This window comes from Thiobacillus denitrificans DSM 12475, assembly GCF_000376425.1.
In the GTDB taxonomy this organism is placed as follows: Bacteria; Pseudomonadota; Gammaproteobacteria; order Burkholderiales; family Thiobacillaceae; genus Thiobacillus; species Thiobacillus denitrificans.
Window position 1 is genome coordinate 1 of the sequence record NZ_AQWL01000016.1, and the last position, 25,661, is coordinate 25,661.

Annotated in this window: 30 protein-coding genes; 19 read left to right on the plus strand and 11 right to left on the minus strand. The window is 53.4% G+C overall.

Going from position 1 to position 25,661, the window contains the following annotated elements:
- The first annotated feature begins 117 nt into the window (after positions 1-117).
- The 12 genes from B059_RS19575 to B059_RS0116815 all read left to right on the plus strand — a co-directional run bounded on the left by B059_RS19575 (position 118) and on the right by B059_RS0116815 (position 8,623).
- Positions 118-1,167 (plus strand): PFL_4669 family integrating conjugative element protein, encoded by a 1,050-nt coding sequence (locus B059_RS19575; RefSeq protein ID WP_018079409.1) that lies wholly within the window; start codon positions 118-120, stop codon positions 1,165-1,167.
- Complete coding sequence (locus B059_RS0116760; protein ID WP_018079410.1) at positions 1,164-1,556, plus strand: hypothetical protein; 393 nt, start codon at positions 1,164-1,166, stop codon at positions 1,554-1,556. The genes B059_RS19575 and B059_RS0116760 overlap by 4 nt, the downstream gene beginning before the upstream one ends.
- A gap of 64 nt (positions 1,557-1,620) precedes the next feature.
- Positions 1,621-2,007 carry a single-stranded DNA-binding protein gene (gene ssb, locus B059_RS0116765; RefSeq protein WP_018079411.1) on the plus strand — a complete coding sequence of 129 codons (387 nt, stop codon included), beginning with the start codon at positions 1,621-1,623 and terminating at the stop codon, positions 2,005-2,007.
- Positions 2,004-2,336, plus strand: a complete 333-nt coding sequence (locus B059_RS0116770; RefSeq protein WP_157273799.1) for a hypothetical protein — start codon at positions 2,004-2,006, stop codon at positions 2,334-2,336. The genes ssb and B059_RS0116770 overlap by 4 nt, the downstream gene beginning before the upstream one ends.
- An 8-nt stretch (positions 2,337-2,344) precedes the next feature.
- Entirely contained in the window at positions 2,345-2,581 is a 237-nt protein-coding gene (locus B059_RS0116775) for a hypothetical protein (RefSeq protein ID WP_018079413.1), read from the plus strand.
- 119 nt (positions 2,582-2,700) lie between these two features.
- Entirely contained in the window at positions 2,701-2,985 is a 285-nt protein-coding gene (locus B059_RS19580; protein ID WP_018079414.1) for a hypothetical protein, read from the plus strand.
- Between the two features lie 82 nt (positions 2,986-3,067).
- On the plus strand, positions 3,068-5,491 hold the full coding sequence (locus B059_RS19585) for a DNA topoisomerase III (RefSeq protein WP_081601677.1): 2,424 nt from the start codon (positions 3,068-3,070) through the stop codon (positions 5,489-5,491).
- A gap of 210 nt (positions 5,492-5,701) precedes the next feature.
- The gene (locus B059_RS0116795) at positions 5,702-6,625 is read left to right on the plus strand and encodes a S49 family peptidase (protein WP_245538821.1); all 924 of its coding nucleotides are present in this window, start codon (positions 5,702-5,704) and stop codon (positions 6,623-6,625) included.
- A gap of 120 nt (positions 6,626-6,745) precedes the next feature.
- Positions 6,746-7,039, plus strand: a complete 294-nt coding sequence (locus tag B059_RS0116800) for a hypothetical protein (protein WP_026177611.1) — start codon at positions 6,746-6,748, stop codon at positions 7,037-7,039.
- Positions 7,040-7,344: 305 nt separating this feature from the next.
- On the plus strand, positions 7,345-7,683 hold the full coding sequence (locus B059_RS0116805) for a type II toxin-antitoxin system RelE/ParE family toxin (protein ID WP_018079418.1): 339 nt from the start codon (positions 7,345-7,347) through the stop codon (positions 7,681-7,683).
- A complete protein-coding gene (locus B059_RS0116810; protein WP_018079419.1) occupies positions 7,680-7,961 on the plus strand; it encodes a helix-turn-helix domain-containing protein in 282 nt (93 codons plus the stop codon). The genes B059_RS0116805 and B059_RS0116810 overlap by 4 nt, the downstream gene beginning before the upstream one ends.
- Positions 7,962-8,272: 311 nt before the next feature.
- Positions 8,273-8,623 (plus strand): HVO_A0114 family putative DNA-binding protein, encoded by a 351-nt coding sequence (locus tag B059_RS0116815; RefSeq protein WP_018079420.1) that lies wholly within the window; start codon positions 8,273-8,275, stop codon positions 8,621-8,623.
- Between the two features lie 369 nt (positions 8,624-8,992).
- Here the strand turns inward: B059_RS0116815 and B059_RS20080 are convergent, their stop codons facing one another.
- The 11 genes from B059_RS20080 to B059_RS19600 all read right to left on the minus strand — a co-directional run bounded on the left by B059_RS20080 (position 8,993) and on the right by B059_RS19600 (position 19,450).
- Positions 8,993-9,424 (minus strand): 4-fold beta flower protein, encoded by a 432-nt coding sequence (locus B059_RS20080; RefSeq protein WP_018079421.1) that lies wholly within the window; start codon positions 9,422-9,424, stop codon positions 8,993-8,995.
- 7 nt (positions 9,425-9,431) lie between these two features.
- Positions 9,432-9,698, minus strand: coding sequence for a DUF1488 family protein (locus B059_RS20515; RefSeq protein ID WP_081601678.1), 267 nt, complete (start codon positions 9,696-9,698; stop codon positions 9,432-9,434).
- A 34-nt stretch (positions 9,699-9,732) separates the two neighbouring features.
- Positions 9,733-10,149 carry a hypothetical protein gene (locus B059_RS0116825; protein ID WP_157273801.1) on the minus strand — a complete coding sequence of 139 codons (417 nt, stop codon included), beginning with the start codon at positions 10,147-10,149 and terminating at the stop codon, positions 9,733-9,735.
- Between the two features lie 133 nt (positions 10,150-10,282).
- Positions 10,283-10,537 carry a hypothetical protein gene (locus B059_RS0116830; protein ID WP_018079423.1) on the minus strand — a complete coding sequence of 85 codons (255 nt, stop codon included), beginning with the start codon at positions 10,535-10,537 and terminating at the stop codon, positions 10,283-10,285.
- Positions 10,538-10,645: 108 nt separating this feature from the next.
- A complete protein-coding gene (locus B059_RS20955) occupies positions 10,646-11,029 on the minus strand; it encodes a hypothetical protein (RefSeq protein ID WP_157273802.1) in 384 nt (127 codons plus the stop codon).
- 31 nt (positions 11,030-11,060) lie between these two features.
- On the minus strand, positions 11,061-11,456 hold the full coding sequence (locus B059_RS20960) for a hypothetical protein (protein ID WP_157273803.1): 396 nt from the start codon (positions 11,454-11,456) through the stop codon (positions 11,061-11,063).
- A gap of 63 nt (positions 11,457-11,519) precedes the next feature.
- On the minus strand, positions 11,520-13,766 hold the full coding sequence (locus tag B059_RS0116840) for a VIT and vWA domain-containing protein (protein WP_018079425.1): 2,247 nt from the start codon (positions 13,764-13,766) through the stop codon (positions 11,520-11,522).
- Positions 13,756-14,178, minus strand: coding sequence for a MerR family transcriptional regulator (locus B059_RS0116845; RefSeq protein WP_018079426.1), 423 nt, complete (start codon positions 14,176-14,178; stop codon positions 13,756-13,758). Before B059_RS0116845 ends, B059_RS0116840 begins: the two co-directional genes overlap by 11 nt.
- Positions 14,179-14,559: 381 nt before the next feature.
- Positions 14,560-15,801: a phosphorylase family protein gene (locus B059_RS0116850; protein WP_018079427.1), complete on the minus strand. Its 1,242-nt coding sequence runs from the start codon at positions 15,799-15,801 to the stop codon at positions 14,560-14,562.
- On the minus strand, positions 15,798-16,274 hold the full coding sequence (locus tag B059_RS0116855) for a response regulator (protein WP_018079428.1): 477 nt from the start codon (positions 16,272-16,274) through the stop codon (positions 15,798-15,800). The genes B059_RS0116850 and B059_RS0116855 overlap by 4 nt, the downstream gene beginning before the upstream one ends.
- Positions 16,271-19,450, minus strand: a complete 3,180-nt coding sequence (locus B059_RS19600) for a hypothetical protein (protein WP_157273804.1) — start codon at positions 19,448-19,450, stop codon at positions 16,271-16,273. The genes B059_RS0116855 and B059_RS19600 overlap by 4 nt, the downstream gene beginning before the upstream one ends.
- Positions 19,451-20,555: 1,105 nt before the next feature.
- On the opposite strand from B059_RS19600, the gene B059_RS0116865 reads away from it, so the two are divergent.
- The 7 genes from B059_RS0116865 (at position 20,556) to B059_RS0116900 (ending at position 25,649) form a co-directional block, all read left to right on the plus strand.
- Entirely contained in the window at positions 20,556-21,002 is a 447-nt protein-coding gene (locus B059_RS0116865; RefSeq protein WP_018079430.1) for a DUF3577 domain-containing protein, read from the plus strand.
- 953 nt (positions 21,003-21,955) lie between these two features.
- The gene (locus B059_RS0116875; protein ID WP_211206936.1) at positions 21,956-22,735 is read left to right on the plus strand and encodes a DUF3275 family protein; all 780 of its coding nucleotides are present in this window, start codon (positions 21,956-21,958) and stop codon (positions 22,733-22,735) included.
- Between the two features lie 2 nt (positions 22,736-22,737).
- The gene (locus B059_RS0116880; protein ID WP_018079433.1) at positions 22,738-23,076 is read left to right on the plus strand and encodes a hypothetical protein; all 339 of its coding nucleotides are present in this window, start codon (positions 22,738-22,740) and stop codon (positions 23,074-23,076) included.
- A 154-nt stretch (positions 23,077-23,230) separates the two neighbouring features.
- On the plus strand, positions 23,231-23,755 hold the full coding sequence (locus tag B059_RS0116885; RefSeq protein ID WP_018079434.1) for a hypothetical protein: 525 nt from the start codon (positions 23,231-23,233) through the stop codon (positions 23,753-23,755).
- A 280-nt stretch (positions 23,756-24,035) separates the two neighbouring features.
- Positions 24,036-24,233 carry a hypothetical protein gene (locus tag B059_RS0116890; RefSeq protein WP_018079435.1) on the plus strand — a complete coding sequence of 66 codons (198 nt, stop codon included), beginning with the start codon at positions 24,036-24,038 and terminating at the stop codon, positions 24,231-24,233.
- A 208-nt stretch (positions 24,234-24,441) separates the two neighbouring features.
- On the plus strand, positions 24,442-25,398 hold the full coding sequence (locus B059_RS0116895; protein WP_018079436.1) for a hypothetical protein: 957 nt from the start codon (positions 24,442-24,444) through the stop codon (positions 25,396-25,398).
- Positions 25,395-25,649 carry a hypothetical protein gene (locus B059_RS0116900; RefSeq protein ID WP_026177614.1) on the plus strand — a complete coding sequence of 85 codons (255 nt, stop codon included), beginning with the start codon at positions 25,395-25,397 and terminating at the stop codon, positions 25,647-25,649. The genes B059_RS0116895 and B059_RS0116900 overlap by 4 nt, the downstream gene beginning before the upstream one ends.
- Positions 25,650-25,661: the final 12 nt, after the last annotated feature.

Below are 25,661 nucleotides of genomic sequence, written 5' to 3' on the forward strand. Positions count from 1 at the left end.
AAACAGGCAACCGGAAGGTGGCGCAGCAGGAAGTGAGAGTGATGGTAGTGCCATCACCGAAACAGGCAACCGGAAGGTGGCGCAGCAGGAAGTGATGACTTTAGACGGAGACATTTGATGGCAACACCGAAAACGAAGACGACCAAGTTCCCTACCTCGGCGGATTCGCCGTTCGAGGATGGGTATGACATTGCTGGGGAGCGAGATGCTCTGAAGGATTTGGTCGAGGCGGAGGAACCGGACGAGAAAGATCCTCGCTGGGAGCGTTTCATGGACCTGCTCGAAAGGGAAGAGCGCCTGCGGCAGGAACAGGCGAATCGCCAGCAACGCCAATACGCTGACCCGATCGTTCCAGATCATGAGGCACGCGCACTGAAGGCAATCGGCAGCCTCGTTGCTGATGAGACTGATGTGATGGCAATCCATACCAAGGAGGCCTATCGACTGTTCATCGGCAGGACGCGTGATGAAAGCCCGCGCGGCTACGGAATCACCAGCGGGAAGAAGGTTGCAGCAGTGCTCCGGTCAATCTGGAACCTGTCGGCCAATGACAATCCCTATGCGGACTGGATTCTGGTGCAGGTGACGGATCGGGTCGGCGAACTGCGCCAACAGCTTGAGCATGCCGGAAAGCATTTCCAGGACGATCTGGACAAGTTGCAGGCGCGTGGCCTGCGCGTGTCCGTATTGAAGAGTCGTGCGCCAGTGGAAGTGGAACTGGGTTTCCGTAGTCCCTACGGCTACATGATCGTGGATCTGATCCTGGACTTTGACTGGTATGCGCGTGTGGTCAAGACGATGGTGCAGAAGAACCGGCTGGGCGACATCGAGGGGAAGGAAGACTTGTACCAGATGACCAAGCGGATTCGGGCGTTGTTTGAGTCCACCTTGCCCTACCAGAAGTATCTCCTCCGTGAGGAGTTGCGCCTGCTATCCAGGAGCGATTTCCTCCCTGGCGCCAGCGATGAAGCAAGGAAGCGGGTTGAAGCAGCGGTTGGGATATTCGGTGAGGTGCCGCAGCCGATCTTCACCGGTGAAATGCGACCGCGTCATAGCCGTCGTCGGGCGGATGTGAGTGAGGCAGAGATGCGATTGCTGGTGGATGTGGCGCAGGGAAAAGTGGATACGGCCGGAAGTGATCTGAACCAGGAAAACACGCTCCTATGAGCGGTTTGTCATCAATCCAGATGGATAAAAGGCCTTTTAAGGGTAAGGGGGCGGATGAGTGGCTGGCGCGGCTCCATCGTGACTACCGGAAGGTCGTGTTTGAGATGGAGGAATTGTCCGAGCACTCGAAGGGTGCCGCAGGCAACGCCTGGTATGTGTATCTGCATCACCGGAAATCGACTGGGCAACGCTTCCTGATGTGGCGCAGCTTTGGCGTGAAGCATTTCCACCTGACATGGGACAGCATCCAGCCCACGCTGGGCCGAATGACACGGTCACAGCAGGACTGGTTTGAGGACGTCAATGCGGCAGTGCGGTTGCTGAATGCGAAGGAGGTCGTGACCAGAAAGGCAATACGCATGGCACAGGAACTGAACATCGAGGATTGAAGCAATGAAGTGGGTACGCCACCCCTTGGCGTGGATTATTTAATCAAATGAAGGAGAAGAGGCAATGAGCAATGAATTTCGTGGCACGGGCAATCTGGGCGACAACCCCACGCTGAAGACCGTCCTGGTCAAGGGCGAGGATCGAAAGGTCGCAGAGATCCGGGTTTTCTTCGACGAATACAAGCCGGATGGTCAGGGCGGTTTCGAGCAGTCGGGTGGGTTCTGGATGAATGCGTCGGTGTGGGACAAGCGCGGCGAAGATGTTGCCCAGCACCTGCGCAAGGGGGCACGTGTGCATATCGCCGGCCGCCTGGCCGAGCAGGAGTGGACAGACAAAGAGTCTGGCGAAGTGCGGAAGACGATGCAGCTCAATGCCGATGATGTCTATCTGTCGCTGTCTCGTCTGGAGGAAGTGAAATTCAGGCCGAAAGCGCAGGAAGTGGGTGCTTGATGCGAACAGTCCCTTCTTTGCTGCTTTCATCCGTGCTCATGCTCAATTCCTCAGCATTTGCTGCTGAGCGTCACGAGCTGATGATGTGCAACACCTATTCGGGTGGCGGAGGTGTCAGCGTCAAGGGCAGAACCCTCAAGTGCGAAGGCGAACCGGATGCTCGCGGCTACAGCAAATTCTTGACGACGAGTCTGACGGACCTGTACGGCCAGGGTTGGAGGGTTGAGTCCATGTCGGCCTACCCGGCGAGCTCGTCTGGGGAGGCGACGGTGATTTTCCTGCTGAACCGGACAACGACATCCGGCCCCGCATTACCTGCCCAGAAATAGGAGGCTTCATGAGACATCCAACCCAGCCCGAGGAAAACATGATTGCAGCGGTGCTGCAATCGGTGTCGGAAGACGCGTGCCGCTATGGGATGGGCTCGGGATGTTTTCATGGGTTCGAGTTCAAGGCCATGAGGCTTGGGCGGCGTGGTCGGCCAGGTGCAATGGCAAGAGTGAAGATTGTGGTCAGTCAGGATGGCGAGGTGATCGAATCACGCTTACTCGATGTTCTGAATGAACCGTTGTAGGCCGCGGCTGGGTTGAGTCTGGGATGTGAGCCAGCACTATTTCAACACGACGTTTGACGGTGAACCCGTGACCGTCATTTTTGGATGGGACGCAACGGTTTGTTCAGGGAGGTGATGCAGTGATAGACAAGAACTGGCAGGAAATTGCCCCGGATCCCGATTGGGTGCGGCAGGAAGTAGCCCGCCTGAATGAGGCAGTCGATGAATTTGCCGGTGCCATGAAGGCGAAGCTGTCGCAGAAAGCGCATGAGGGCTGGACCGGCTGGGACAAGCCTGAATCAGGCATCAAGATATGGAATGCCATGCTTGCCCAAGGCGCTGCGGTACCGCTGGCCCGTGGGCAGGAGGTGGACATTGCCAATCTGGCGATGATGCTATGGCGGATCAATGGGAGGGGGGAATGAATGCCCTTGCGATCTGGGGCCCGATGTTTTTGGCCGTGCTGGCATCTCTCATTGATGCGTCTGCGATTTCAGGATGGCTTGAGTGAAGCTCTACCTCTGCGAAAAACCCTCACAGGGCAGAGAAATCGCCAGCCACATCGGTGCTCGGACACGCGGGGATGGATGCATTACTGGTAACGGTGTGTCGGTAACCTGGGGTATCGGCCACCTGGTTGAACAGGCGAAACCGGAGCACTACAACCCGTCATTGAAATTCTGGGACATCGCGCAATTGCCTGTGCTACCGGATGAGTGGCACATGGAGGTGAAGCACCAGACCCGTGATCAGTACAAGATCGTCTCGAAGCTGTTGAAGCAGGCAACTGAGGTTGTCATTGCCACCGATGCCGACCGTGAGGGCGAAGTGATCGCACGGGAGCTGATGCAACTGAACGGCTACCGCGGCAAGGTTTCGCGCCTCTGGCTTTCAGCGTTCGATGATGCGTCGGTGAAGAAGGCTCTGGCTAACATCCTGCCGGGCGAAAAAACGCTGCCGATGTATTTCTCCGGGATGGGCCGAAGCCGGGCGGACTGGCTGGCCGGGATGAATCTCACCATGGCCTTGACCAAGGCATTCGGTGCCGGCGGTAAAGACGGAACCTTGCATTGTGGTCGTGTACAGACGCCTGTGTTGGCTTTGGTGGTGCGGCGCGAACGGGCCATCGCCGCGTTCGTTCCAAAGGCGCACTTCGGGGTCAATGCGACTTTCCTGATGGGCGGGGCATCCGTACCGATGGCCTGGGTGGTGCGAGCGGCGCTTCTCGACGATGAGGGCCGTCTCGTCGACCGCGGAAGTGCAGAGGCGGTGGTCAGGCAGGTCGCAGGGCAGACCGGGAAGGTGAGCCATGTCGAGACGACACAGGAACGCGAAATCGCGCCGTTGCTGTACAGCCTGGGATCACTCCAGCGAGATGCCTCGGCGCGCTTCGGGATGAAGGCGCAGGCCGTACTCGATGCTGCGCAGGCACTTTACGAAAAACACAAGGCGACATCGTATCCACGAACGGATTGCGAATACCTACCACGCTCGATGCTGGCCGAATCGAACGAGACGCTGCAGGCTATCGGCGGAGCGAAGCCCGAGTTGGTAACACTGGCGACGGTTGCCGAGTCGGCGCTCAATGGTGCCGATGAGCGTTTCCGGGGCAGGGCCTTCAACAACAAACAGATCACTGCCCACCACGCGATCATTCCGACGCGAAACCCGAACATCGATGTGTCGGCCATGACCCCTACCGAGCGGACGATCTTCGACATGGTTTGTCGACGGTATCTGGGGCAATTCCTGGGGGATTACCAGTACAGCAAGACAGTGATCGAGGTGATCTGCGAGGGTGAGAAATTCAGGGTGAGCGGCAAGACGCCGCTGATCCCCGGCTGGCGGCAGACCCTGCCAGAGGTGACGAAAGCATCCACGGACAAGGACGATGACCAGGATGCGGCGGTGACGCTCCCGAAGGTAGGTGTGGGCGAGGATGCCCGCAACCTGCGTTGCGAGGTGCAGGACAGAAAGACCTCACCGCCCAAACGTTACACCGAGGGCACGCTGTTGGCGGCGATGGAGTCGATCGACAAGGAGATCGAGGATCCGCGCTGGAAGGCAGTGATGAAAAACAAGGAGAAAGCGGGCATTGGAACGGATGCAACGCGTTCGGCCATTATCGAGGGGCTGTTCAAGCGGGACTACATCGTCGCCAAAAAGAAGGAGCTGCTGCCGACCGAGAAAGCTGTCGCGCTGATTGGACTGATCGAGGAGGTTTCGCCTGAAATTGCAGATCCAGTCTTGACTGCTCAGTGGGAAGATCGACTGAGCCAGATAGAAAAGGGTGAGATCGAGCTGTCGCAGTTTGAACTCAGTCTTGGTGAGTGGCTGGTGCAGGTGATTGACGGCATCAAGCGTCAGAAGGGCAGGCGGCAGATCTCCGTGTCTGGAATACGCACACCGGACAAGGGTAGTGCGGTCGTGGCGTGCCCTACTTGCGGCAAGTTAATGCGCAGAATTGATGGGCCGAATGGCTTCTTCTGGGGTTGTACGGCATACAGGGAAGGGTGCAAGTCGACGCTCCCCGATGTCGACGGTAAGCCCGGATCCGCCAGACAGGCATCGATACCACAATTGCAGGCAGGGCCTTCCTATCCATGCCCCAGATGCCAGAAGCCCTTACGCCTGGTGAAAGGCCCCAAAGGGCCATTCTGGGGATGTACAGGCTACCCGGAGTGCAAACACACCCAGCCGGATGACGAAGGGAAGCCAGGCGTTCGAACTGACGAGGTGGCAGGAAAGGTTCAGCGACCCGAGGCGGCCGTGGCGCGAGGAACACCCATGCGTACCGCCAGGGCAGGTGCAGCCTGTCCGGACTGCAAGACAGGCTTGCTCGTCAGCAAAACCATGAAAGATTCCGGTAAGGCATTTGTGGGATGCAATCGCTTCCCGGCGTGCAGATTCTTCGCATGGCCAGAGAAATAGCCGGATGCGAATGATACACACCACACGGATCGAAATTCCCTGCGCTGAGCCGGTATGGCTGGTTGCCGAATGGCCGGACGGCACCTGGTGCGATCTCCATGAGCTGTCTGAAATGACTCACATGAGCGACGACTACCAGATTGTTCGAGTGCTGACGCACGACGAAGGATTCACCCCAATTAAAACGCAACGATGGAGCCCGAATTGCAAATGACAGAAAGTGAAATCCGCCACGCAGTGAGCGACGAGCTGGTGAGGGATGTGCTTCGTGAGCGCCGCTCAGAACGGCGCTGGAGACTGATCAAGCGCGGGATGATGGTCGCGGCCGGCGTGGTGTTCTTTGCCTTGTATCTCTTCGGCTACGCGAAGCAGATGGGATGGAAGATGATCCCCAACAACGAGATCACGGCGGTGATTCACATCGATGGGGAGATTTCCGCCGGCGCCACGGCCTCGGCGGAGAAGGTGGTTCCCTTGCTCCGGAAGGCCTTCGAGGCAAAGAACGTGAAAGCAGTGGTGCTGAGTATCGACAGTCCAGGAGGCGCTCCGGTTGAAGCCGAGCGAATTTACCAGTCGATCAAGGCTTTCAGAAAGAAGCATCCCAAACCGATTGTTGCGGTGATCAACAACGTCGGTGCGTCGGCAGCCTACATGGTGGCGCTGCATACCGACAAAATCTACGCTGCGAATTATTCGCTTGTCGGATCCGTTGGCGCGGTTCTGACAGGTTGGGACTTCCACAAGGCGCTTGAGAAGCTCCAGATCAGCCAGCGGGTGTATGCCTCCGGCAATCTGAAATCCATGCTCAATCCCTATATGCCCATGACGCCAGAAGCCGATCGCAAGGCGCAGGAAATGGTTCAGAAGATGGGCGAAAGATTCAAGGCAGAGGTTCAGGCTGCCCGGGGAAAGAAACTGCAGAAAGGAGTGGATTACACCACCGGCGAAGTCTGGGATGGGGTGCAGGCCAAGGAGATCGGGTTGATCGACGAAATCGGCACGCTTGATACCGTGGCGAGTTCATGGGATAGGGCGGTGCATGATTTTGGGCCGCGCGCGCCAGGGGCGGGGTGGCTAAGCGGGATGGCCACTGGCCTTGAATGGCTGGCACGCTTTCAGAATGGTTTGCATTGATCGCTACCGAGTGATGAAAAAATAATCGCGCGGTAAGGACGCTTGATCGGACTGAGATTTTGGGTGAAATGCTAAAGTCTTATCCACAGAAAATGTGGATGAATTGTCATGGAGCCGGATATGAGTAATGTGGTGGACCTTGCGGGGTTTCAGTGCCCGGTTGGCAGCATGGCCATGCATTCCGTGTATGGCCTGGTTGAAGTCTTTTCCCAGGATGGGTGGATGCGTGGTGTGGTCTATGAACACCATGAAGAATTGAGCCTTGCCCATGAGAATGATGACGTGGTTTTTGCTGAGCACATCGAGATGCGTGAGGCATGGGTTCATGTTCGCGAACTTACCGAGGCGGATCTTGCGAAAGACATCGAGAGCCTGCGCAAGCGTGGTCAATTTTTCTTCAATCCTGTCGACTGAAGTGAGATCGACGTGCTCCCGTACCCATCTTCCCCTTGACCGCATCCCGACGCTCAGATCCACCAGAAGCGGATACACAAAGCAGTCTGTTCAGGGTTGATTTGGGCCGCTGATCATCAGTCCCAGTACGGCCAATTCCAGGCGGTCAGGTTTTAAACCTTGACCATCCGAAACTTGACCATAAGACTTGACCATAAGGATGACTTCGTCATATGCGAGCGGCTTGATTAATGAGCTTGTCGGGAATGGAAAATTGAGCCCAGCAAGGGCTTGCGCCACATACAATTATTTGTATAATTACGTTAATGATAGATACTAAGCCTGTCGAGTTCCGGGGCAGCGCCCTCGATGATCTGCGCGCCTTCCCCATCTCGGCTCGGCGCGAAGCTGGACACCAAATCGACCTGGTACAGCAAGGCGGCGAACCGGAAAATTGGAAATCGATGACAACGGTAGGCCAAGGCGTGCGGGAAATCCGGATTCGGGACGAAGTCGGCGCGTACCGGGTGATCTATGTCGCCAAGTTTGCCGATGCCGTCTATGTGCTGCACTGCTTTCAGAAAAAAACGCAGAAAACCAGCAAGGTAGATATCGACTTGGCAGCGAAACGCTACCGGGATTTGTTGAAGGAGATAGAACAATGAGCAATAAACGATTTTCCAGCGTGTGGGATGCCATCGAGGACACCCCCGAGGAAGCGGAAAACATGAAGCTCCGCTCGGTCTTGATGATGGCCTTGAAAAATCATATCGCCCGCGTCGGCATGAGCCAGTCGCAAGCTGCCAAGCTGTTCGGTGTGACGCAGCCGCGCGTCTCTGATCTCATGCGCGGCAAAATCGACTTGTTTGCCCTGGATGCCTTGGTCAACATGGCGACAGCCGCAGGCCTGCACGTCGAAATGCGTGTGCTGGAAGCTGCATAGGGCAAGTTGCAACGTTTGCCGGGCTTTATTTTCCGATTCCAAAATGAACCCTGCATGCAGAAAGTGGCTTCGTCTGCCTGGGGCGGTTGTCGCCCATGAAAAGACACTGACGAGGCGGGGGAAAGCGTTACTGGGCGGCAAGCAGCGGTCAAGCCGCCCAAGAAATTCAAGTTTGCGGGTCAACGTCTACCCTATGACCACAAACACCGACACGTCGCGGATAAAGGTGTCCCTTATGAGTTTAAGGACGCTTACCAGTTAATGGCCGCCTTTTTCACCGAAGTGGATCGTGTATTAAAGGAAGCAAAGCAATGAAAAAAATCGCCATCGGGATCATGTCTCAAGAGAAAATCCGCGAACGCATGCTGGCCATCGCCAAGGGCGAGTACAAACCCAAACCCGGCGAACCTAAAATCTGGTTCACCTCGATGAAATCCCTGGCTGAAGTCCTGAGCGACGATAATCGCGCCCTGCTCAAGACGATCCGTGATTTGCAGCCTGAATCCATCAGCGGTCTGGCCGTTATCACCGGCCGCAAACCCGGAAACCTTTCGCGCACCCTAAAAACCATGTCCCGCTATGGGATAGTGGAAATGCGCAGGGAGAATCACCACGTGCGGCCCATTGTCATGGCAACCGAATTCCAAATTCTTGCAGCGTGAAATTTGGCGCTGCATCGTTACCCCTCAAGGCCACACGCCTAATCGATGGAATCCATCTTTGCGGTGTATCAGCTGACGAGACATCATCTCGTGTAAAGCGGTTGCGACCGGCTCTAGTCGGCCAATCGGTCGTCACTGGCTGAGTGGGGAAATGCGTTACTGGGCGGCCGGTGTAGGACTGTAAGCTGCCAGCTGTGAAATCGGCACGTACTTCTGTTGATCGGCCGAAGCTGCCGGTTAGGCTGACCGTTCCATATGTCAGGTCTTCGGCTCTAAGCAGTCAAAGCGCCGTTCAACGTAAAAGCAACCGGTGTTGCGCGGTTTTATCACGCAGCGTCCGAGTTGACTTCCGGGTTGGGCGTGCAGTCACTACTTGGCACCCTGCAAGAGGAACAAATCAAGAGGAATTCTTGACCAACTATCCTTAAAGAGTGGCTCTAGTGGTTCAAGCTCTTGGAGCGACCTTAGAGGCGTAAGCTTCTGCAATGATTTCAGTGGCTCCAATTTTGTGAGTTTGCTTACTGCCCCTTCGATAAACCCTACGCCACCACCTTGATGGTCTCGGACAATCCCATCTTTGAACCAACCAAGATGCTTTCCATTAAACCCATAAATTGTGGACTTCTCAAGATAAGCAACTGGAGTTCCATTCCAGAGAAATATTGTTAGCTCTTCGTTGGTGTCGATATAGGCAATTGCCGTGCCCTCACGATCGAAAAGGGTAATTTCACGGGCACACGCAACGGACGAAAACAGCAAGCAGAGGGTGATGAGCAGGAGTTTCAGTTTGTCAGGAATCATATGGGCCTCATGGAAAGAATTTGGTCGCCACAATCAATTCGCCCGCAGGCGATATACAACCTGCCTGAATCATTTTTTCCGCAACTACCAAAATCTTCTTTCGATGGGTATGAAAGATCGGTACGTAATCATCAGCCCCATCTCCACCACAGTGATCATCAAGAGCCTCGCGCGAAACAAAACACCTCACGTTCTTTCCATCAACCTTTGCGCGAAAAAAGACGCTCGATCTTTCTCCGGCCCAAACAACTTCATCGCCAAACTCAATGTGCATCGCTTTTTCCTTTGCTTAGTGGAAGCGCCCAATGTTAAACGGCCACACATATTCCTGCCGTTACAAGCCCCCCGCCGACAAATGCGCAGACGGTAGACGCAATCAGTAGCCCCCAAATGATGCTATGCCAAAGCTTCTGGCGTCCGGAATCTTGGAAGGCGTGATTGATGTATGTGTGATGGAAGAAGAAAACGATGGTGGCCAGGAATGCCCCTAAGAGGAAAAATGACAAAGCGCTAAGTGCATAGAGCTTGAAAGCAGGATAGATAGGCTTACCCACTAAAGCCTGAACAAAGGCAAGCATTGCAACTACCGCACCTGCGTTTAGAACTCCGAGCCCCTTTGCTCCTTGCGAAATGAGATCGTGAAGGCGATCAATGGTTTTCATCCGTCGATCATGTTCAAGTTGTTGCCCAAGGAAAGCTTGCTGACTTTCACCACCACGTTCCATTCATGTCCCCCTACGACAAAGTTTATGCGATGGCTTGATGCCCAACGCCTTGGTTAAGCAGAGCCGCGAAGCCGCTTCGGTTTGAACGAATTGTTAAGCGCTACCAACTGCCTTTTCTGGGCTTGGGGGCCAATTAGCGTTCCGCTCTCTTCGTTTCAAGCTGCAACAGTGCAGCTTCTCGTAGGTTGGCCATCACCGGGTCCACTTCCCATTGGGTGTACTTTTCTATCAGGACAACCTGAGCCGAGTAGAACTTTTTCTCCATTGCTTCCAGCAACAGTGCCGTAATCAAGAAAGAATGCCTGACCGAGTCACTTTGACGCATCCGCTGATCGGCTTTGGTGATGAAATTAGCTTCCGATTCTTTTTTTCTAAAGAGCCCGAACATTAGTCAATTCTCCTGTGGCGCGCCTAACAATTATTCACCAGACAGGTCGATCTGCATTATTGAAATTCGCAGAACATGCTGACGTGCCGTAAGGCGAGGTGGTGCTCATTAGCCGCCACATCGACAGAATGAAACCGGTCGATCACAAGCCTCGCAATTCCCTTCTTTAGCGCGATGGGTAATATTTTTAATTGTTTCATCGTAGGTTTTTTGGTCGGCGTATTCTCTTTGCCTTTGTTCGCGCTCTAACTTTTCTTGAGCAAGTATCACTCTTCTAGGAACCCCATACTCCTGCCCAAAAGAATCATTAAACCAAGGCGGCGGATTTGGCAGCGGTTTACTATCACTAACGGGTTGCTGCGAAAACGATGGGGCATAGACAACCCACTCTTCATTTCTTCGTTCAAGCTTTACGGGCTGCCCTGATTTTTGAGCGCACTGCTTTGCGTAGGATGCTGCTTGTTCGTAGATTTCGAAGAACGTATCAGCCATATCCGGTAATGCCTATGAAGGTCATGGAAACTCACGCTGCGACACTAAAGATTACCCATGCAGACCAGTGGGCCGCGAATAGACTCGCAGCGAGAACTCCAGGAGTGATTAGATTTTCAATGAGAAGATTGAAAAATCCGACATTTCTATGCAGTGAAAGAAATAGCACGCCAACAATGAATCCAAAAATAAACGTGCCGATAGCAAACAATAACGAGAAAGTCCCAGTGAATAACAAACCTAATAATGAAAACCATGCGGCTAGAGAAATTAGCACAATGAGCAGCTTATACAGTTGCCCAATCACGCCCATTTTGAATAAACCGGGTGGAGCTAATTGTGGATTCTCAAACCAAGTGGAAACTCCTTGGTATATCAATGGAGCAAGAGCGGGTGTCAGGAATGCAGCTGTGTAAATGGGATTCATATAATGTGCTTTTGTTTCACTACGTTTGAGGATATTCCGTTTTCATCTTCCTACAGTTGGAATTCATACCAGCGTAATGCCATTGAACCTCACCATCAATCCAGCAAGCTGATCAGGTGGGATAGCCCCAGACAGAGAGTGAATCGACCTGGCTGCATGACGGGTCAGCTGGCATTCTGAACCAACCTGTTGAGTCGCCCAACTGATAAATGCCGCCCATACCTCATCGGTGTGCATGCCTTGCTTATCAATGTCGCGGATGAAGTCATGCAGTTGGTTCAACTCCGGCATCTTCTCGATTTTTCTGACGAAATTCGGGAAATCGTTCGGACGAATCAACTCGTGGTTAACAATTTCCATCAAATTATTCAGCAAGGCGATCAAGTGGGCAGAGTCGTGCGTTATGGCCATTTTCTTGCTGCCACGCTTCTTTCTGGGCGTTGGTGCGCCCAGTTGCCCCATGGGTCGAGTGGTACGTGCACGGCGCGATGTCATCACATTAGGCAAGTCGCCACCTTCGTGATCACAAAAATCTAGTGACATATCCTCAGCATGAAGTACTGCCATGCACGATTGCGTGTGCACGACGCTGCCCCCCCCCCACCCAGCTGCCAGCATCTGCTTCACTTGCCTGATTTCTGGCAAGTTGTCAGCTTTATCCCCTTTGGCCCGTTCGTGCAGGATCAGGTAGTGAGTGTATTCGGTCGCCAAGTTGTACTGCACTGCCAGTTTTGCAAGTTGTTCATTTGTCATTCGCATGGGGCGCCCCATCTCCTGTATACGCTTTGCAATTGCAATACGCGTCAGGCTCGCCGATTTTCCTTCCCAGGGTAAAACATGCACTACCTCTTGAACACGGCGCTCCGCATCAAGTGAATAGGCAAGCTTTATATCGCCCGCAAGTGGTTGACTGAATGCCGCATAAATATGAAACGTTCCATCGTGAAATATTGCCTTGGGTAACAGAGTCGTCCAAAGAGGGGGAACAGGCCAGACCACTTGCAGACGCGTCGCGCGAGGCTGTCGCATGCGGGCGAACTGCCGTAGAACAACGGATTCGATATCCTCGTTAGGGGACACTGCTTCGTACGCGCCCTTGGTATCTTCAGCCAGCGTACGTAAGGTGGCATGGGACGGGCTGCTGCCCACTCCTACGATGAAGTATCTGAGATGGCTTTTTTGCGCCATGACGATCAGCGAATCTATTTGCCAAATTTCGCCATCCGTAATCAGGAGGACGTCACCACCATCCCGCTCAGAAGGACGAGTTGTAGTCGCACGCAGCGCATCCTCCATCTCGGTCCCGCCCATGTCTGCTTCAAGCCCTATCAGTTCTTGGATTGCCCGGCCTTTATGGAAATCGTCGGAGGGCTTCATGTGCCCAAAGAGCAAACGATAATTTGATCCAAAAAGGGTGACGTCAAATTCGTCATCGGCCTTCAGGGTTTCGATGACCTTGATTGCCGCCTGTCGTGCCTGTGTGATGCTGTCTCCTGCCATTGAACCGGAGCAGTCAATTACCAAACGCAGGGACAGTGGGCGATCTGTGTAGACATCTGGAATGGCAGGGCAGAAGGTGGCCATGGCAACCCATTGTTCATCATCCCGTACACATGAAATGTTTGAATAGCCGGCTCCATCCATCATGAGAATGAAGTCCCGATCGAGCCAGCCCTTTTTTAGATTGAGACGGATGCCATGTTCGATGGCTGCCATGGTCAAATTATGGGAAGGCGAGGCCATATCGCCCTTCGCCAGTTCGCCCAGCACATCGATAGCAAGGGTGAATGGATAGCCCGCGCCAATATCGACCCCTGGAATCTGGTGGGGCTTCAAGCCAGCGTACTCCGGGTTCCCGTAACGCGGCGCGATGGCAGTTGGGATGACCAGCCTTAGTTGTCCCTGCTCACGGACCAAGGGTTCAGCATAGCGGTATCGAACCACGGCTTCCTCACCGGCCATTAGGTTGCCAAGGTTAACGGTGTATAGATCCTCACTGGATTTCTCCAGCAGGATTGCAGTGTTGCCATCCTCGATGGCCTTCTCGTATTCCTGCTCGGCCTCTTTCCTCTCCACCGCGATGCCGGAGAGTTTTTTCCCGCCGAGTTCGAACTCGATATCCAGCAGAACGGCGCGAGCGGAAAGAGGGAACGTGTAGATCGCTTCGATGTTCTTGTCGTCGTCATTGCGGTAGCGCTGTTCCACTTCCAGTTCAAACAGCTCGCCTGAAATAACGCCTCGGGCTGTCACACCCAACAGGGGCATTTTTTCCCCGGCCAGGGTCTGCATGATCGCGAGTTCATTGCCCATCGATGTTCTCCTCTTGTATCACTCGGTATATCTCCCCAACCCGGCGCAAGAATTCCCGCAGGGCCTCAGGACTCATGTGCGCCCGTTCGGGGCTAACCACCACCTCAATTCCATCAGCCACCACGAGGTGGCTTCGAACTTCCACCGTGCCTGCTATAAGCGGCTTTACCGGAGGCATGTCGCTGTCCTTACCCGCCAGAAGTTCTCCGATGGCTTCCAGGCTCAGCCCAGCACCCGTCCATTTCCGAATCAGCAATAGCTGCTCAACGTGATGGGCGGTGTACCAGGCACCGCGCTTTTCACCCTCGGGACGATCCAGTAAGCCCTTCTGGACGTAGAAACGCACCGTGCGACGGGTCAATCCCGTAAGCCGGCATAGATCGTCGATGGAATGGCGTACTTCTTCGTGCATGGCAGTCGTATCAAACAGCGTTTGTGCTTATAACGACTGTAGTTAACGACATCACTTGTGTCAATAATTATTTTATGGACGGGCTCGAAAGCGCCAATTCGGCATCTTTGTAAGCGGACATTGGTGGATGTCCGGTTGAGGTAGGTCATGACTGGCCGGAATGGCCGAGGAAGCGACGGTGGGTCATCTAACCATAACCGGCAGATCATCGGCCCAAGCGGTCATCCATCCTGGTGATGGCACCAGCCGGTTCAGACTAAAAACCGACAGAATTAACTTCGACGCACTCACTCCAGGAAGGAGCAAAAATGCACGGCTTCAACAGCCCTTGTCGTGAATTATCCAAAGCACGCAAGATGTGGAGTCCATGTGCTGGCTCAGTTAGATACCATCGTCGGACAAGTAGTTGATCGCGAACTCGTACAAGAAGGCGGCGCTGGTATGTGCTGCATAAGCGTGTGCCGTATCGGTTTTCTCTTCGTCACCAAAATCGCAAACCGACTTTATTGCAATACATTTGGGTCTAGGTTCCGGGGAGTATTCGGCGGCCGTGAATACGGCGTAGCTTTCCATTTCAATTCCAACCAGATTCTTGTGCTGCTCTCGGACGTCCTCCATGGTAGCCGAGGTTTGAAGTACAGACGCTCCACTCGCCATAGCATCAATTATCACCTTTGGAAGAGAATCTGGTTTTGCGCCTTGAAAATTCCCATGGATACGGGCAAGAAGGCCCGGCATCTCTGCGACAGTTCGAACGCCGACCCGCAGAGCTTCATCGAGCCGCCATTGATATGCCGCAGGACGAAATTGAATGAAGCCAGACTGGCTGTTCTTAATCCATTTGCCGGCGCCCCAATCGAAACATGGATCCGCAACTAAGATGTCACCGATTTCTGTCTTTCCCCTGACCCCGGCACATATTCCAGCAATGGCGACAATACGCGGGCGAAAACTGTAGATCAGCTTACTCGCGGCAACGGCCGCCGCTGGCATACCCATCCGAGGAGCTGCGGTTGCAACGATACTAAGAGCGCCCTTCGAACCGGCGAAGCGCCCAATGTAATAGCGAGCGTGATCATGGGCGACTTGGACTTCCGACCAATCGCCGTCAAGACCTAAGATGCTTGATAGCTCTTCATCTTCTAATGCAACAAAGATTCCCAAGTCCGTATGGAATGAACTCCCGTCACTTACAAACGGTGGCTTCGCCAACTTCTGTAAATATGCAATCGCCTCCTGTAGGGGCGCCCGCCATTCGCTATCGCCATAAGAAAAGCGAACCAACTTCCAAAGTGGAGACGAGAACTCTGTGGCGGCGATTGCGGCCGCGTCATCGTGCGCTGTGAGTCCAAAAAGATATGCCGGCGCTTTTGCCTGAGTACTCTCCTTGATGAACCTGAGTACGTCTAATCCTGCACCCACCGCGATTCTACTTTCTGGACGCGGCGGCAGGTTTATGTCGAGTATGATCAGTTCAAAGCGCGTCTTCTTTATTGCCCGCTTCGCCGTTATTACGTCGGTCGCGTATTCAATGTTGTCATCAGCAATGCCAGGAACGGACAGCAACGCTTCGGCAATCAGTCGGCGCTTTTCCTGTTCATCATCCACGACAAGAATCTTCATTGGTGTTCCCTTCGACCCATAAATGCTTCAACAAGCCTTCCAAGGTCGGCTTGCCAGGTTAGACCACCTTGATCGTAGTAGACACTACCTAGAAATATATCTGGGAAGTCTCTCGCACACCGCTGCGTTATCTCGTCAAAGCTCACCTCCTCATCGCCCTCACCAAAAGTTTCAAGTTGGGTGACGACGATAACTGCCGCCGAGATAGAACGATGCTTCATTTTGCACATCAAATCGTAGCCACCAAGCGGGCGCATCCTTCCCTCTCTGGCGTTGGGTTTGCGATCAAAGGTCGGAATAGTCATGTCCAGAATAATAAGTTCAGGCCATGATGCATCTATTGCGCGCATCGCGCTTTGAAAACTCCCAAAGATATTTGTATCGCACGACCCCGAAAACTCTTGGCAGAAGAAGGCCGAAATGCTGGCGGCCTTTATTGCACTGTCTTCGACTATGTGAACTATCAGGCTCATATCCAAAGCCCGCCCAATGACAACCTAACGACAAATTCTCGATCATCAGTCACAGACAACTCAATTCTGTGTTGAACTCGCAGATCGAACTCTGCAATTCTCCAAACCTTAGAAAGTCCGGATCCGCCCTCTTTTCTGGCCATCTTTAGGGCTGAATCACGCTCGTATCGCCCCATTGCCTCAACCGCACTCTCCCGCCGTTCCATCAGTGAAACCTCGTCCCCCAGTTTGCTTTTGCATTCGAGGATCAAGGATTCATCTTGTCGTCTTGCCGAAATGAAAACTTCAGTCCTTTGCTCACCAAGGCCACTATGGAGAATGATGTTCTGCAAAAGAATGAATAGGATTTCGCACAATCCATCCAACATTCGCCCATCAATCTTTTCTCCTATGGTCAAATTCAAGACGGGATGGATGGGGTTCTGAACGTAGCAGTTTGCAATTTGCTGAAGAGCTACGTGAGTGGCAACTTCAATGTCTAACGGGTCTCTGGAAAGGTCTGTCGGGCGCTGGAACCAGTCTGCAACATCTTCAATCGCGATTTGGAATGCCGTCCGCGCTCTGGCCACTGCGTTGATGAATGGTGTTACGGTCGAATGCTCAATCTTCGACTCAACGCCTCGAACCAATGTGTCAAAGGCACTTCCAATCTGCTTTGCTGCTGAGTTGAGCAAATCCGCTCTAATTGCATCGAGTGACCGCGTTGTCAGATGCCAGCAATGTGCTATTAGTCGGTCTGCCAAATCGTTCAGCGTTGTATTTGGCGTGATCCCATCCATTAGACTCTGCGTTTCAGCAGGGCCAGCGTGAAAGTCAAACATCGCAACGTCATCCCCTAAAAGACGGACATGCAACTTCCCTTTCAAGTACTCGAGAACAATCTCGTCGAAGCGTTGAGAAAATTTGGCAAGTTGCCTTTGCAACAGATCGAAGTCCGAGACCGTGAGGTTTTGTAATTTCCGATGCCATGTTGAGGGTAAGACGTATTCTTTGTCTTTCTTGAGACACAGTAAGTCTTCAATGACCAGCGGCCTTCGCAGATGACCTTCGAAAGCCCCATGCCTAATAGAGGTGCTAACGTGTGTATCGAGGCCGTAAGCTGGATTCAGTGCAAACTCAGAGATAACTTCAAGAAGCATTGCGTTAAAGAGTCCCTCGAGTTCTGATGCTGGGAGCTTTAAGGCCTTGAATTCTGGGTGCCCTTTGCTGCTAAGCATCTCGCTGAGACGCTTGGACAGTTTCTCTGCCTGATACGCCAAAGAAGGAGAGCTCAACAGCTTGAGATAGCGGGCTAATGATTCGGCCAGACTTGCCTCTAGCACCTCACGAATTCCAGCCTCATCAACATATATCTTGCTAGTCTGCATCTTGCACAAGAGGTTAGCGACTTCACTACCTCTTGTAATCGCGCGAATCTCCGCCTGGTAGGATGCAACATTCTGCGGGTCTACTTCTAGGAGAAGCTGGCAGATCGAAATTCTCTCTAAGTCAATTTCTTCGACAGAATCGAAACAGGTCGTGTCGTCCAGAACACGAGGCACGCAAATATAGCGAAGAAAGTAGATCAATCGATCCCGGTTGTAGCTGCTAACACGGTCCTGTAGAGCAGACGGTCGATCTACTCCCTCCGCTTCCATCACATTTTCATAGATGTTCGAAAGATCCCGCTCCAACTTGGCATTGCCATATCTGGTCGCAAGATGGAGAAGCACTGCTAAATCAATTGAACTTCGGGCGTTTTCGAAGTTGAGATACTGTCTTGCCAACGCCTCTAAGGGAAACGACTGGGCGCTAGATGGCGTTGTTAGGGCTTGGTCAATGGCCAGTTGAACGGCTTCGTAGAGTTGTCCGTTTGCATAGTAGGCCTTAAACAGGGCTCTCTTGGCAGCATGCGAAATGAAATCGATGCTTGAATCTATCGCCAATGAATAATGAGAGGCGGCAGAGATGAAGTCACCAGTCCGGAGACGGATATGCCCCACATACATTGCCTGACGATACGATGGCAATAGCATCTCATTGCGCTCCACCGCCGCGACGTCGCCTGTTGTTAATGCACGTCGTAGCTTCAGTGCTGGAGAACTGGGGTGGGCGGCCGACAATTGAGCAAGCCAAGGGGCGCCACTGCAAACGCGGTCAAGTGCAGACGTGCTCCATGGGTTGTCAAGGGATCGGCTTAGTGCCATCGCCACGTCAAGATCACTTGGGGCATCAGCAGCGACATAGTCATTCGTCCGTTGGAGAAATGCCGTCACTTCAAGGGTGAGGGAGCGATCCGGACAAAGGAGGGCCAGCTTCTTCAGCGTTTGTCGGCTCTTAGAGGCATCCGATGATAGGGAAGAGACGTCGTACATAAGCGCAACAATCTGGTCGCGCAGACATGACCTTCCGTCAATTTGTGGACGACATTCCAGAAATCCATAAGCGCGAGATAGCAGTTCCAACCCGTCGCACCCAGAGTCCAAGATATCTTGATAACGACCTTCTGTATACGCGTCGGCAGTTGCTAGAAACCCACATTGACTAGGAATGTATCCGTCGCGCAGCACCGCCATCATGCGCCGGATCGATAGATCGTCGATATCCCCCACCTGTTCAAGTGCCGACAAAACATGGCAGAGTTCTTCACGCTTGCTCTTGGCACAGGCATTTAGACACATTGCCACGAACGTCTCGAATCGATCAATTATTGGGTGAGGCTCTTCCACCGCAATTGGTAACCCGGAGTCTTCGATGGATGCGAATTCATATGGCAAGAGGTGAAGTCGAACGTAATCGCGAAGCCAGCGTATCTCTAAGACCTCTGCGAGTTCCGCCTCAAAACTTGAATAGGAAACATTGTCCTCGGCCCTCACACTTATGAAGTAAGTAATCCAGGCGACGAATTGATTAATCCCCTCCGTTGAAAGGACATCCTCAAGCAAGGTCTTCTGCGCTTGAAGTCCCTTCGTTACCTGACGTAACAGAAGCCGATTCCCAAGCAACCATAGTGAGAACCCAAAAGACTCCTGGATTTTGTCAATAATGGCCTCAGCCCGGTCATAATCGCCATCCGCATAAGCCTTGTAATAGCCATCCCTCTGTTTAATGAATTGGTTTAACTCTTCCACGTATAAGGATAGGATTGAAGCACACCACAGCAATTCCCCTTCCGTGGATAATTCTTCAAGGCGCACAGTCTGCGTGACCGCTGACAATGAGAGCGGGAACGTCAGTGGTGTCAGCAGTGAACGATATATCGGCGACCGGCTTAGCTCACGCACGATCGTCGGAAAGTGCTTCGGCTTTACAACGGTCCGAGCAGTTGCCAGACCGTTCCGTAAGTTCTTTGTGCTATGAAGCGTCCGTCGAAATACTTGGAGCGGGCTTCCTCTCGATGAACCGTGAGAGTGATGTTTCAACTTTCTATCTGACATACCAATCCTCACGGCTATTGGCGGGTGAAAGGTTTTCCACTCGGATTTCTGTTAAGGCGCGTGCATTGGTTAGACGGCGATCGTAAGCGACCAACATTGTCGCGAATACTGGCTATGCCGCTTCCTTACTGCATTAGGTCCGACATCCAAACTATGAACCGTTTAGTCTATCGCACCATATCAGCAATTATGACGCCAGTTTGCCGGGGTACTTTTCCGCATGCGCAAGTTGGTGGGGCAGAAGTGAAATCGAGTGGCTGGCATAGTGGCCCCATATTGGTCTGATAGATATTTTCGGCATCCGCGGCCGTCCATCATCAGGAGCGGTATGTTGCACGTCGAGTTGTCGAAGGGGCACGGAGCATGTCATCAGCTCGGACCATTAAGAATCCAGTGAATCGAACCGCAAAAGATCAGGCTTGGCCTGTCCGGTATATTGCCGACAGCCATAGCGGACGTCCGTATGAGGCACCTATGGCGCCGAAGTGGCAGACCGCTTCGGCCGAAGAGCTGAAGTTCACGGACAGTTAGCGAACGGCAGGGCCCCCAGATAACCGATTGTCATGACGTTGAAGGATGGTGGCTCTTGAGCGACCAGGCTTGCGAGCCTGTTAATCCGCCCCGGCCAAGTATTGACACACCATTTGAAAATTGGCAACCTAAAGCCTGTTTTGTTGGCTCATGCAGCCCGATTGGCTTCCCGTAAGGAGCCGCCTTTTGCCGCAAGGCGCGCATAAATGCCGTTCAGTTCCTGAAAACGGCGGGTCTTCGGATCTGGAATTCCATCGCAGTTCAACCACCCCATGGGGAGCCACGCTCCCTTTGGGGAAAGTGCTCCCCTTTTTTATTTTTTGAGGAGAGCATTATGTCTGAATCCAAATTCTACGATCTTCATGTCACTGGCCTTGGCTACTTGAACCGTGTTCGCATGGTCAAGCCCAACAAAGGTGAAACGTTCCTCGCTTGCTCCATTTCCGCTCTCCGTGGTGAGTGGAACAAGGACGGCTCGATCAAACCTGAGTCGACTAAATTCGACGTGCGGGTTTATGGTCAGGACGCGATCAAGGCGATCGAGGTGCTCAAGCCGCATGGCGATGAGAAACGGAAAGTAATGATCCAGTTCAAGCTGGGTGACATCTACCCTGAAGTGTTTGTCTACGAAAAAGACGTGGGCACGCGCAAGAAGGGTGATACCGGTGTGATGATCAAGGGCCGCTTGCTCAAGATCACCAATGCCTGGGTGGATGGTAATCCGGTTGTTCTGCCTGCAGGCTCTTCGCAACAGCAAGAGGCTGCAGCAGGCGGCCAGTAACGTCCAGCTTCACAAACCCGACCGGGGAGTTTCACGCTCCCTGCCGGGTGTCGTGGACTCCCCGGTTTTCATTTTGAAAACCAGGAGTCCACGATGAAAGAAGCTTTTCTGAATGTTCTGTTCGATTTGCGCATCATGAGTCTGTGCGTGGTGGTGTCACAAGTCATCGCCTTGGCGAGCACTCTGTCGAATTGATGGAGTCAATCTGAAAACCTCCTGCGTGGGGTTTTCACCAGAGGGCCAACCCTCCGGTGAAAACCCCGCAACCAACCAGGAGACATCCATGAATCACCAACTTTCACTAAATTTCCTTCAATTGATGGCCAAGGCTGAAGTACCGATCGAGGACGCCAGGTGGTTTCACTGCATCGCGCGTCGTCGGGGTTTGCTTCGTGAACGGGATGTACTCCGGTTCCGTCGCATCCAATCCATCCTGGCTGATAGAATCTGTTTCGGTTGATCGAAGGAAACGCCCAGCCTCTGGGCGTTTACCCAAGCGGGCCATGCCCGTTTCGGTAAACCCCGTTTCTCGTTTGCTGAGTACAGCAGGATTGGCGCCCTAAGCGCTGGCTTTTAGTCCGGGCAGCCCCTCATACCGGATTGGGATTCCTCCGCAGTTTCCCAGGGGTTACATTGGCGACGGATGCATCCCCATCTGCTTGCCTCATCCCTGAGACGGTCCGATAACCCGTCTTCCCTACACCCGCCAGAAGGCTTGCCCGAGACCAGGTTTCGGGCAAGCCCTCTGGGCATCGATCAGATCATGGGTTGTGACGGCCAGAACGGTCACGGCATTTGCGGTTTGCCGCATCCAAAAATTTGCGCCGAGCCCCTCAGTGCGGCGCGTCGCTTCCTATATGGAAGAGTTGAGCAGGGGTTCCATTACCAACCATATTGAATCATGACCAACCCATCCTGCCCCGCAAGCGGGGTATCCAGGAGAACTGGCCATCTTGGATAAGCCGTTTGCCAAAGTTTCACTGCTGGCTGTCAGTATCAGCCCGATCGATGCGCGTTATGCATCGCCCATTAAAGCCGTTCAGTTCCTGAAAACGGCGGGTCTTCTGACCTGGAATTCCATCGCAGTTCCACCCCATGGGGAGTCACGCTCCCTTTGGGGAAAGTGCTCCCATTTTTTTCTGATTCTTAAGGAGAGCACTATGTCTATTCGCATCAATGGAACGCTTGTAATCAAGGAAATCAAAGGTGCCAACGGCAAGTTCTGCGTAGGCGACCTGACCACCCCGATCGGAGAATTCAAGGTCAAGGAGCCCATCCTCGATCAGTTTTCTGAAGGCCGATACGAGGGTGAGTTTCTCGTCGATAACTTTTACCTCAGTTCGTATATTTGGCGCGGGAAATCGACCACCGACATCCGTGCGAAGGTAATGGAAATATTCCTGGACACGGTTGATGAGGGAAAGATTGAGGACGTGCCGACCGAACCCGATCCAATCGCCACAGAATCCACAGCGGCAGCGAATCAAGCCGGTCCATCCGATATTCCTGTTCCAGCTGCGCTGGTTCAGGAGCATGAAAACCAGGATCCGGTTTTCCAGGAGTTGCTGGAATTGTTTGGGGCCGATCTTGCCGACCTTGTCTGGGTTAGCAAGGACGTGAAACTTGACCCCACTGTGGATCGAGCTGTCTTCCGCAGTCAGCGTGACCGTCTGAAGGAGATGGGCTACGTGTTCGATGCAAAAACCCAAGGATGGTCCAGGAAGGAAAAGTAATCATGAAATCGAGCATGCCTCCTCCGGCTGAGATTATTGCCATCACAGTTGACAATTTCCGTGCCCAACAGGCTGAGGATGTTGTCAACGATGTGTTCCTTCAGGCAGAGCAGATTCTGCGAAGTTTGGGGGATACGGGCGGTGGAAGAGCGTTGGCCAGGCTCATCAAGGCGTTGCACGGTGAAGGTGGGTTGAAATTCAATGACCTCCTGCCCCTGGACAGTGGGAACCGCTCGATCGCGTTGGCACTCATCAAGGAATTTCTGGATGAGTGCCGTTCATTTGATGAGTGGGAGTCACTGGCCGAATTGGCTGATCGTTGCGTATTTCATGGGATGTAGTGCCATGAAGCGGAGTTTCATGAAAGTTTGAGTCCGGTCAGTCCCTGAAACCGGAACGCCTCGCAAGAGGCCGGGATTTAATTTCATCAACCACCCCATGGGGAGTCACGCTCCCTTTGGGGAAGGTGCTCCCCTATTTTTTAAGGAGAGCAATATGTTATTTGGCCTTGGCATTACCGTCACAGAAGCTGCTCGCCAGCTTGGCATCAAGGACCCCGATGGTTACGGGATTATCCTGGCGACTACAGACGTTGAGTATGTGGATGCAGCAGAAGCCTTCCAGGCGTTGTGTGGCGAACAGTGCCACCTTGAGAGGGAGGACTTCGAGGCTGCAATTGATAGGCAAATGAAAAATGGCCGACTTGCAATGGGCTTCCTGTTCATCGGAATGGCCAGGATCGATACCGGTACGAAAAAACCTGTTCCCGGTACTGAGGCCTATGGAGTCGTGTGCCTGCCTGGTCAATTCGGCTGGGTAAAAACACAGGACGCGCTTCCGGGCGAGCAACAGCCAGTGGTCGTGATCGCTGCGTCAGGGGTGATGTCGTTCGGGCGGATGATCGAGGGGCGGTTCTGCGAGTATCACCCTGACGTAGACCGCTTTGTTGACAGTGAAATGGAATGGGGCGGAACACGGGGTATCCAGCAATGGATGCCGATCGATCGACCTCTGTCCTGATTTTCTTTTAAAGCCCCCACCCGGGGGCTTTTCTCGAACGCGCGGGCTTATGCCGGCGTGCTGGAGAAAGGCTCCGGGCCTTTGAAGTGTTTCACTGCTGGCTGTCAGTATCAGCCCGACCGATGCGCGTCATGCATCGCTTATGAGTCCGGTCAGTCCCTGAGACCGGAATGCCTCGCTGCTCCCACAATGGCATGGAGGCCGGGATTCAATTCATCAACCCAGCGGGGCGTTTTCACTCCCTCTTGGGGAGTATGTCCCTTCATCGAAGGAGAAAGGTGTGTGCGGTCAACTGGCAAGACGGTGGTGCAAACTGGAGCTGCCGCTTCAAGTGCTTCAAAGTAATTCGGGCTTCTATATCGGCACGGCCGATGGGGATGACCCCGTTTCAAAAGAGAGCGTTGAGTATTTTCAGACGCATGCCGCTGCTCAACAGGCACTGCAGGATGGTACCTGGACGCAGGACGTATTTCTTTAAGCAATTGCTGCTGCAGCGTTTCTCTGCTGGCTGTCAGTTACAGCCCGACCGATGCGCGTCATGCATCGCCTTATGAGTCCGGTCAGTCCCTGAGACCGGAACGCTTCTACGGAAGCCGGGATTCAATTTGTTATTTCAACCCAGCGGGGTGCAACCACCCCGCACTGGGTTCGGCTGCCTCCGCGTTTTTATTTAGGAGAGCAGCGCTATGAATTACCGTACCCGCAAGGTATCCGAGATTGACGTGGATGGATTGACCGCCGAATTGAGCTTCGAGCCTTCCTGCGTCATGAGCTACATGGAACACAAGATCGAAAAACAGGGTGGACTGGTCGCAGTTGGCTATCTTGTTGACGATCATGATGTGGAAAATCCCTTAGACGACTGTGACGGAATGGGACATATTTATTCTTCGCACCGTCATTCTGGCCAGCACGCCAAGATGCAAGCCGTACTTGGCCTGGACTCGGACTGGCAACGTGATTTATCCCTTCGAGTGGTCGAGCGTGAGGCGGAGTCTGCCTTGATGGAGTTGGTCAGAACCAGGCTCCAGGTCGATCTGGTTGCTTTCATCCTTGAGTGCGCCAATAACAATGAAATGAGCCGCGATCAGGCGATTGAGTACTTCGTCGTGGACTTCACAGGCCAGCTTCCCTATCACCGGGAAACCTGGCTTACTGAAAAAGTGCGTGAGCTCGTCACCTGGAATAGCCTGCTTGATGATGCTTGGCAATTAGCCAGACTGTCAGGCCAAGTAGGCGATCCCTACACAGTCATGCTTGATTGTTATGAGCATGGTGACCAGGTTTGGTCGGTGACAGGCTCTGGACCGCAATGCCTCTTTGATACGGCTCGGGGTGCCGGTGTTTGGGTGCCCGATCAATGCCTTCGTGATGAGCTGGACTCGATCAAGACCAATGAAGGAATTGAAGCGGCGCGCACCAAGGCAGTCGAGTTTGCGCTTCAGGCACTCGGGTCGTATAACTCCTGGCTGGCGGGTGACTGTTACGGGGTGGCGGTCGATGTATTTTTGACCGAGGGTGATCGCCTGAAACTGATCGACGAGTCTGCTGTATGGGGCTATGTCGGCAGAAAATGGGCGGAAGAATCACTATCTGAGGAGGTTAGGGCAGTGCTTGGCAATGCTGTCCTTAAAGCTGCATGAACCCTATATCTGATATTCCCCTATGGGCATTTGAGTGGGCCGGCGCATTTCTTGGTCTGACTGGCGCTGCATTGCTCTCACTCAATGTAAGAGCAAGCCGCTTCGGCTGGCTGCTGTTCCTGCTGTCCAACGGTGCCTGGATTGCTTATGGAATCAAGGTTGGCGCGCATGGACTGGTTGTAATGCAAATCGGCTTCACACTCACAAGCCTGATGGGTGTTTATCGCTGGCTGGTGGCAGCAAAAATGTAGTTTCAAGTGAAT

What these genes read in the sequence shown, in the direction of transcription:
- B059_RS19575 (WP_018079409.1), top strand. Translation starts at nt 118, where the DNA reads ATGGCAACACCGAAAACGAAGACGACCAAGTTCCCTACCTCGGCGGAT.
- B059_RS0116760 (WP_018079410.1), top strand. Translation starts at nt 1,164, where the DNA reads ATGAGCGGTTTGTCATCAATCCAGATGGATAAAAGGCCTTTTAAGGGT.
- ssb (WP_018079411.1), top strand. Translation starts at nt 1,621, where the DNA reads ATGAGCAATGAATTTCGTGGCACGGGCAATCTGGGCGACAACCCCACG.
- B059_RS0116775 (WP_018079413.1), top strand. Translation starts at nt 2,345, where the DNA reads ATGAGACATCCAACCCAGCCCGAGGAAAACATGATTGCAGCGGTGCTG.
- B059_RS0116795 (WP_245538821.1), top strand. Translation starts at nt 5,702, where the DNA reads ATGACAGAAAGTGAAATCCGCCACGCAGTGAGCGACGAGCTGGTGAGG.
- B059_RS0116800 (WP_026177611.1), top strand. Translation starts at nt 6,746, where the DNA reads ATGAGTAATGTGGTGGACCTTGCGGGGTTTCAGTGCCCGGTTGGCAGC.
- B059_RS0116805 (WP_018079418.1), top strand. Translation starts at nt 7,345, where the DNA reads ATGATAGATACTAAGCCTGTCGAGTTCCGGGGCAGCGCCCTCGATGAT.
- B059_RS0116810 (WP_018079419.1), top strand. Translation starts at nt 7,680, where the DNA reads ATGAGCAATAAACGATTTTCCAGCGTGTGGGATGCCATCGAGGACACC.
- B059_RS0116815 (WP_018079420.1), top strand. Translation starts at nt 8,273, where the DNA reads ATGAAAAAAATCGCCATCGGGATCATGTCTCAAGAGAAAATCCGCGAA.
- B059_RS20080 (WP_018079421.1), bottom strand. Translation starts at nt 9,424, where the DNA reads ATGATTCCTGACAAACTGAAACTCCTGCTCATCACCCTCTGCTTGCTG.
- B059_RS20515 (WP_081601678.1), bottom strand. Translation starts at nt 9,698, where the DNA reads ATGCACATTGAGTTTGGCGATGAAGTTGTTTGGGCCGGAGAAAGATCG.
- B059_RS0116825 (WP_157273801.1), bottom strand. Translation starts at nt 10,149, where the DNA reads ATGGAACGTGGTGGTGAAAGTCAGCAAGCTTTCCTTGGGCAACAACTT.
- B059_RS0116830 (WP_018079423.1), bottom strand. Translation starts at nt 10,537, where the DNA reads ATGTTCGGGCTCTTTAGAAAAAAAGAATCGGAAGCTAATTTCATCACC.
- B059_RS20955 (WP_157273802.1), bottom strand. Translation starts at nt 11,029, where the DNA reads ATGGCTGATACGTTCTTCGAAATCTACGAACAAGCAGCATCCTACGCA.
- B059_RS20960 (WP_157273803.1), bottom strand. Translation starts at nt 11,456, where the DNA reads ATGAATCCCATTTACACAGCTGCATTCCTGACACCCGCTCTTGCTCCA.
- B059_RS0116840 (WP_018079425.1), bottom strand. Translation starts at nt 13,766, where the DNA reads ATGGGCAATGAACTCGCGATCATGCAGACCCTGGCCGGGGAAAAAATG.
- B059_RS0116845 (WP_018079426.1), bottom strand. Translation starts at nt 14,178, where the DNA reads ATGCACGAAGAAGTACGCCATTCCATCGACGATCTATGCCGGCTTACG.
- B059_RS0116850 (WP_018079427.1), bottom strand. Translation starts at nt 15,801, where the DNA reads ATGAAGATTCTTGTCGTGGATGATGAACAGGAAAAGCGCCGACTGATT.
- B059_RS0116855 (WP_018079428.1), bottom strand. Translation starts at nt 16,274, where the DNA reads ATGAGCCTGATAGTTCACATAGTCGAAGACAGTGCAATAAAGGCCGCC.
- B059_RS0116865 (WP_018079430.1), top strand. Translation starts at nt 20,556, where the DNA reads ATGTCTGAATCCAAATTCTACGATCTTCATGTCACTGGCCTTGGCTAC.
- B059_RS0116880 (WP_018079433.1), top strand. Translation starts at nt 22,738, where the DNA reads ATGAAATCGAGCATGCCTCCTCCGGCTGAGATTATTGCCATCACAGTT.
- B059_RS0116885 (WP_018079434.1), top strand. Translation starts at nt 23,231, where the DNA reads ATGTTATTTGGCCTTGGCATTACCGTCACAGAAGCTGCTCGCCAGCTT.
- B059_RS0116895 (WP_018079436.1), top strand. Translation starts at nt 24,442, where the DNA reads ATGAATTACCGTACCCGCAAGGTATCCGAGATTGACGTGGATGGATTG.
- B059_RS0116900 (WP_026177614.1), top strand. Translation starts at nt 25,395, where the DNA reads ATGAACCCTATATCTGATATTCCCCTATGGGCATTTGAGTGGGCCGGC.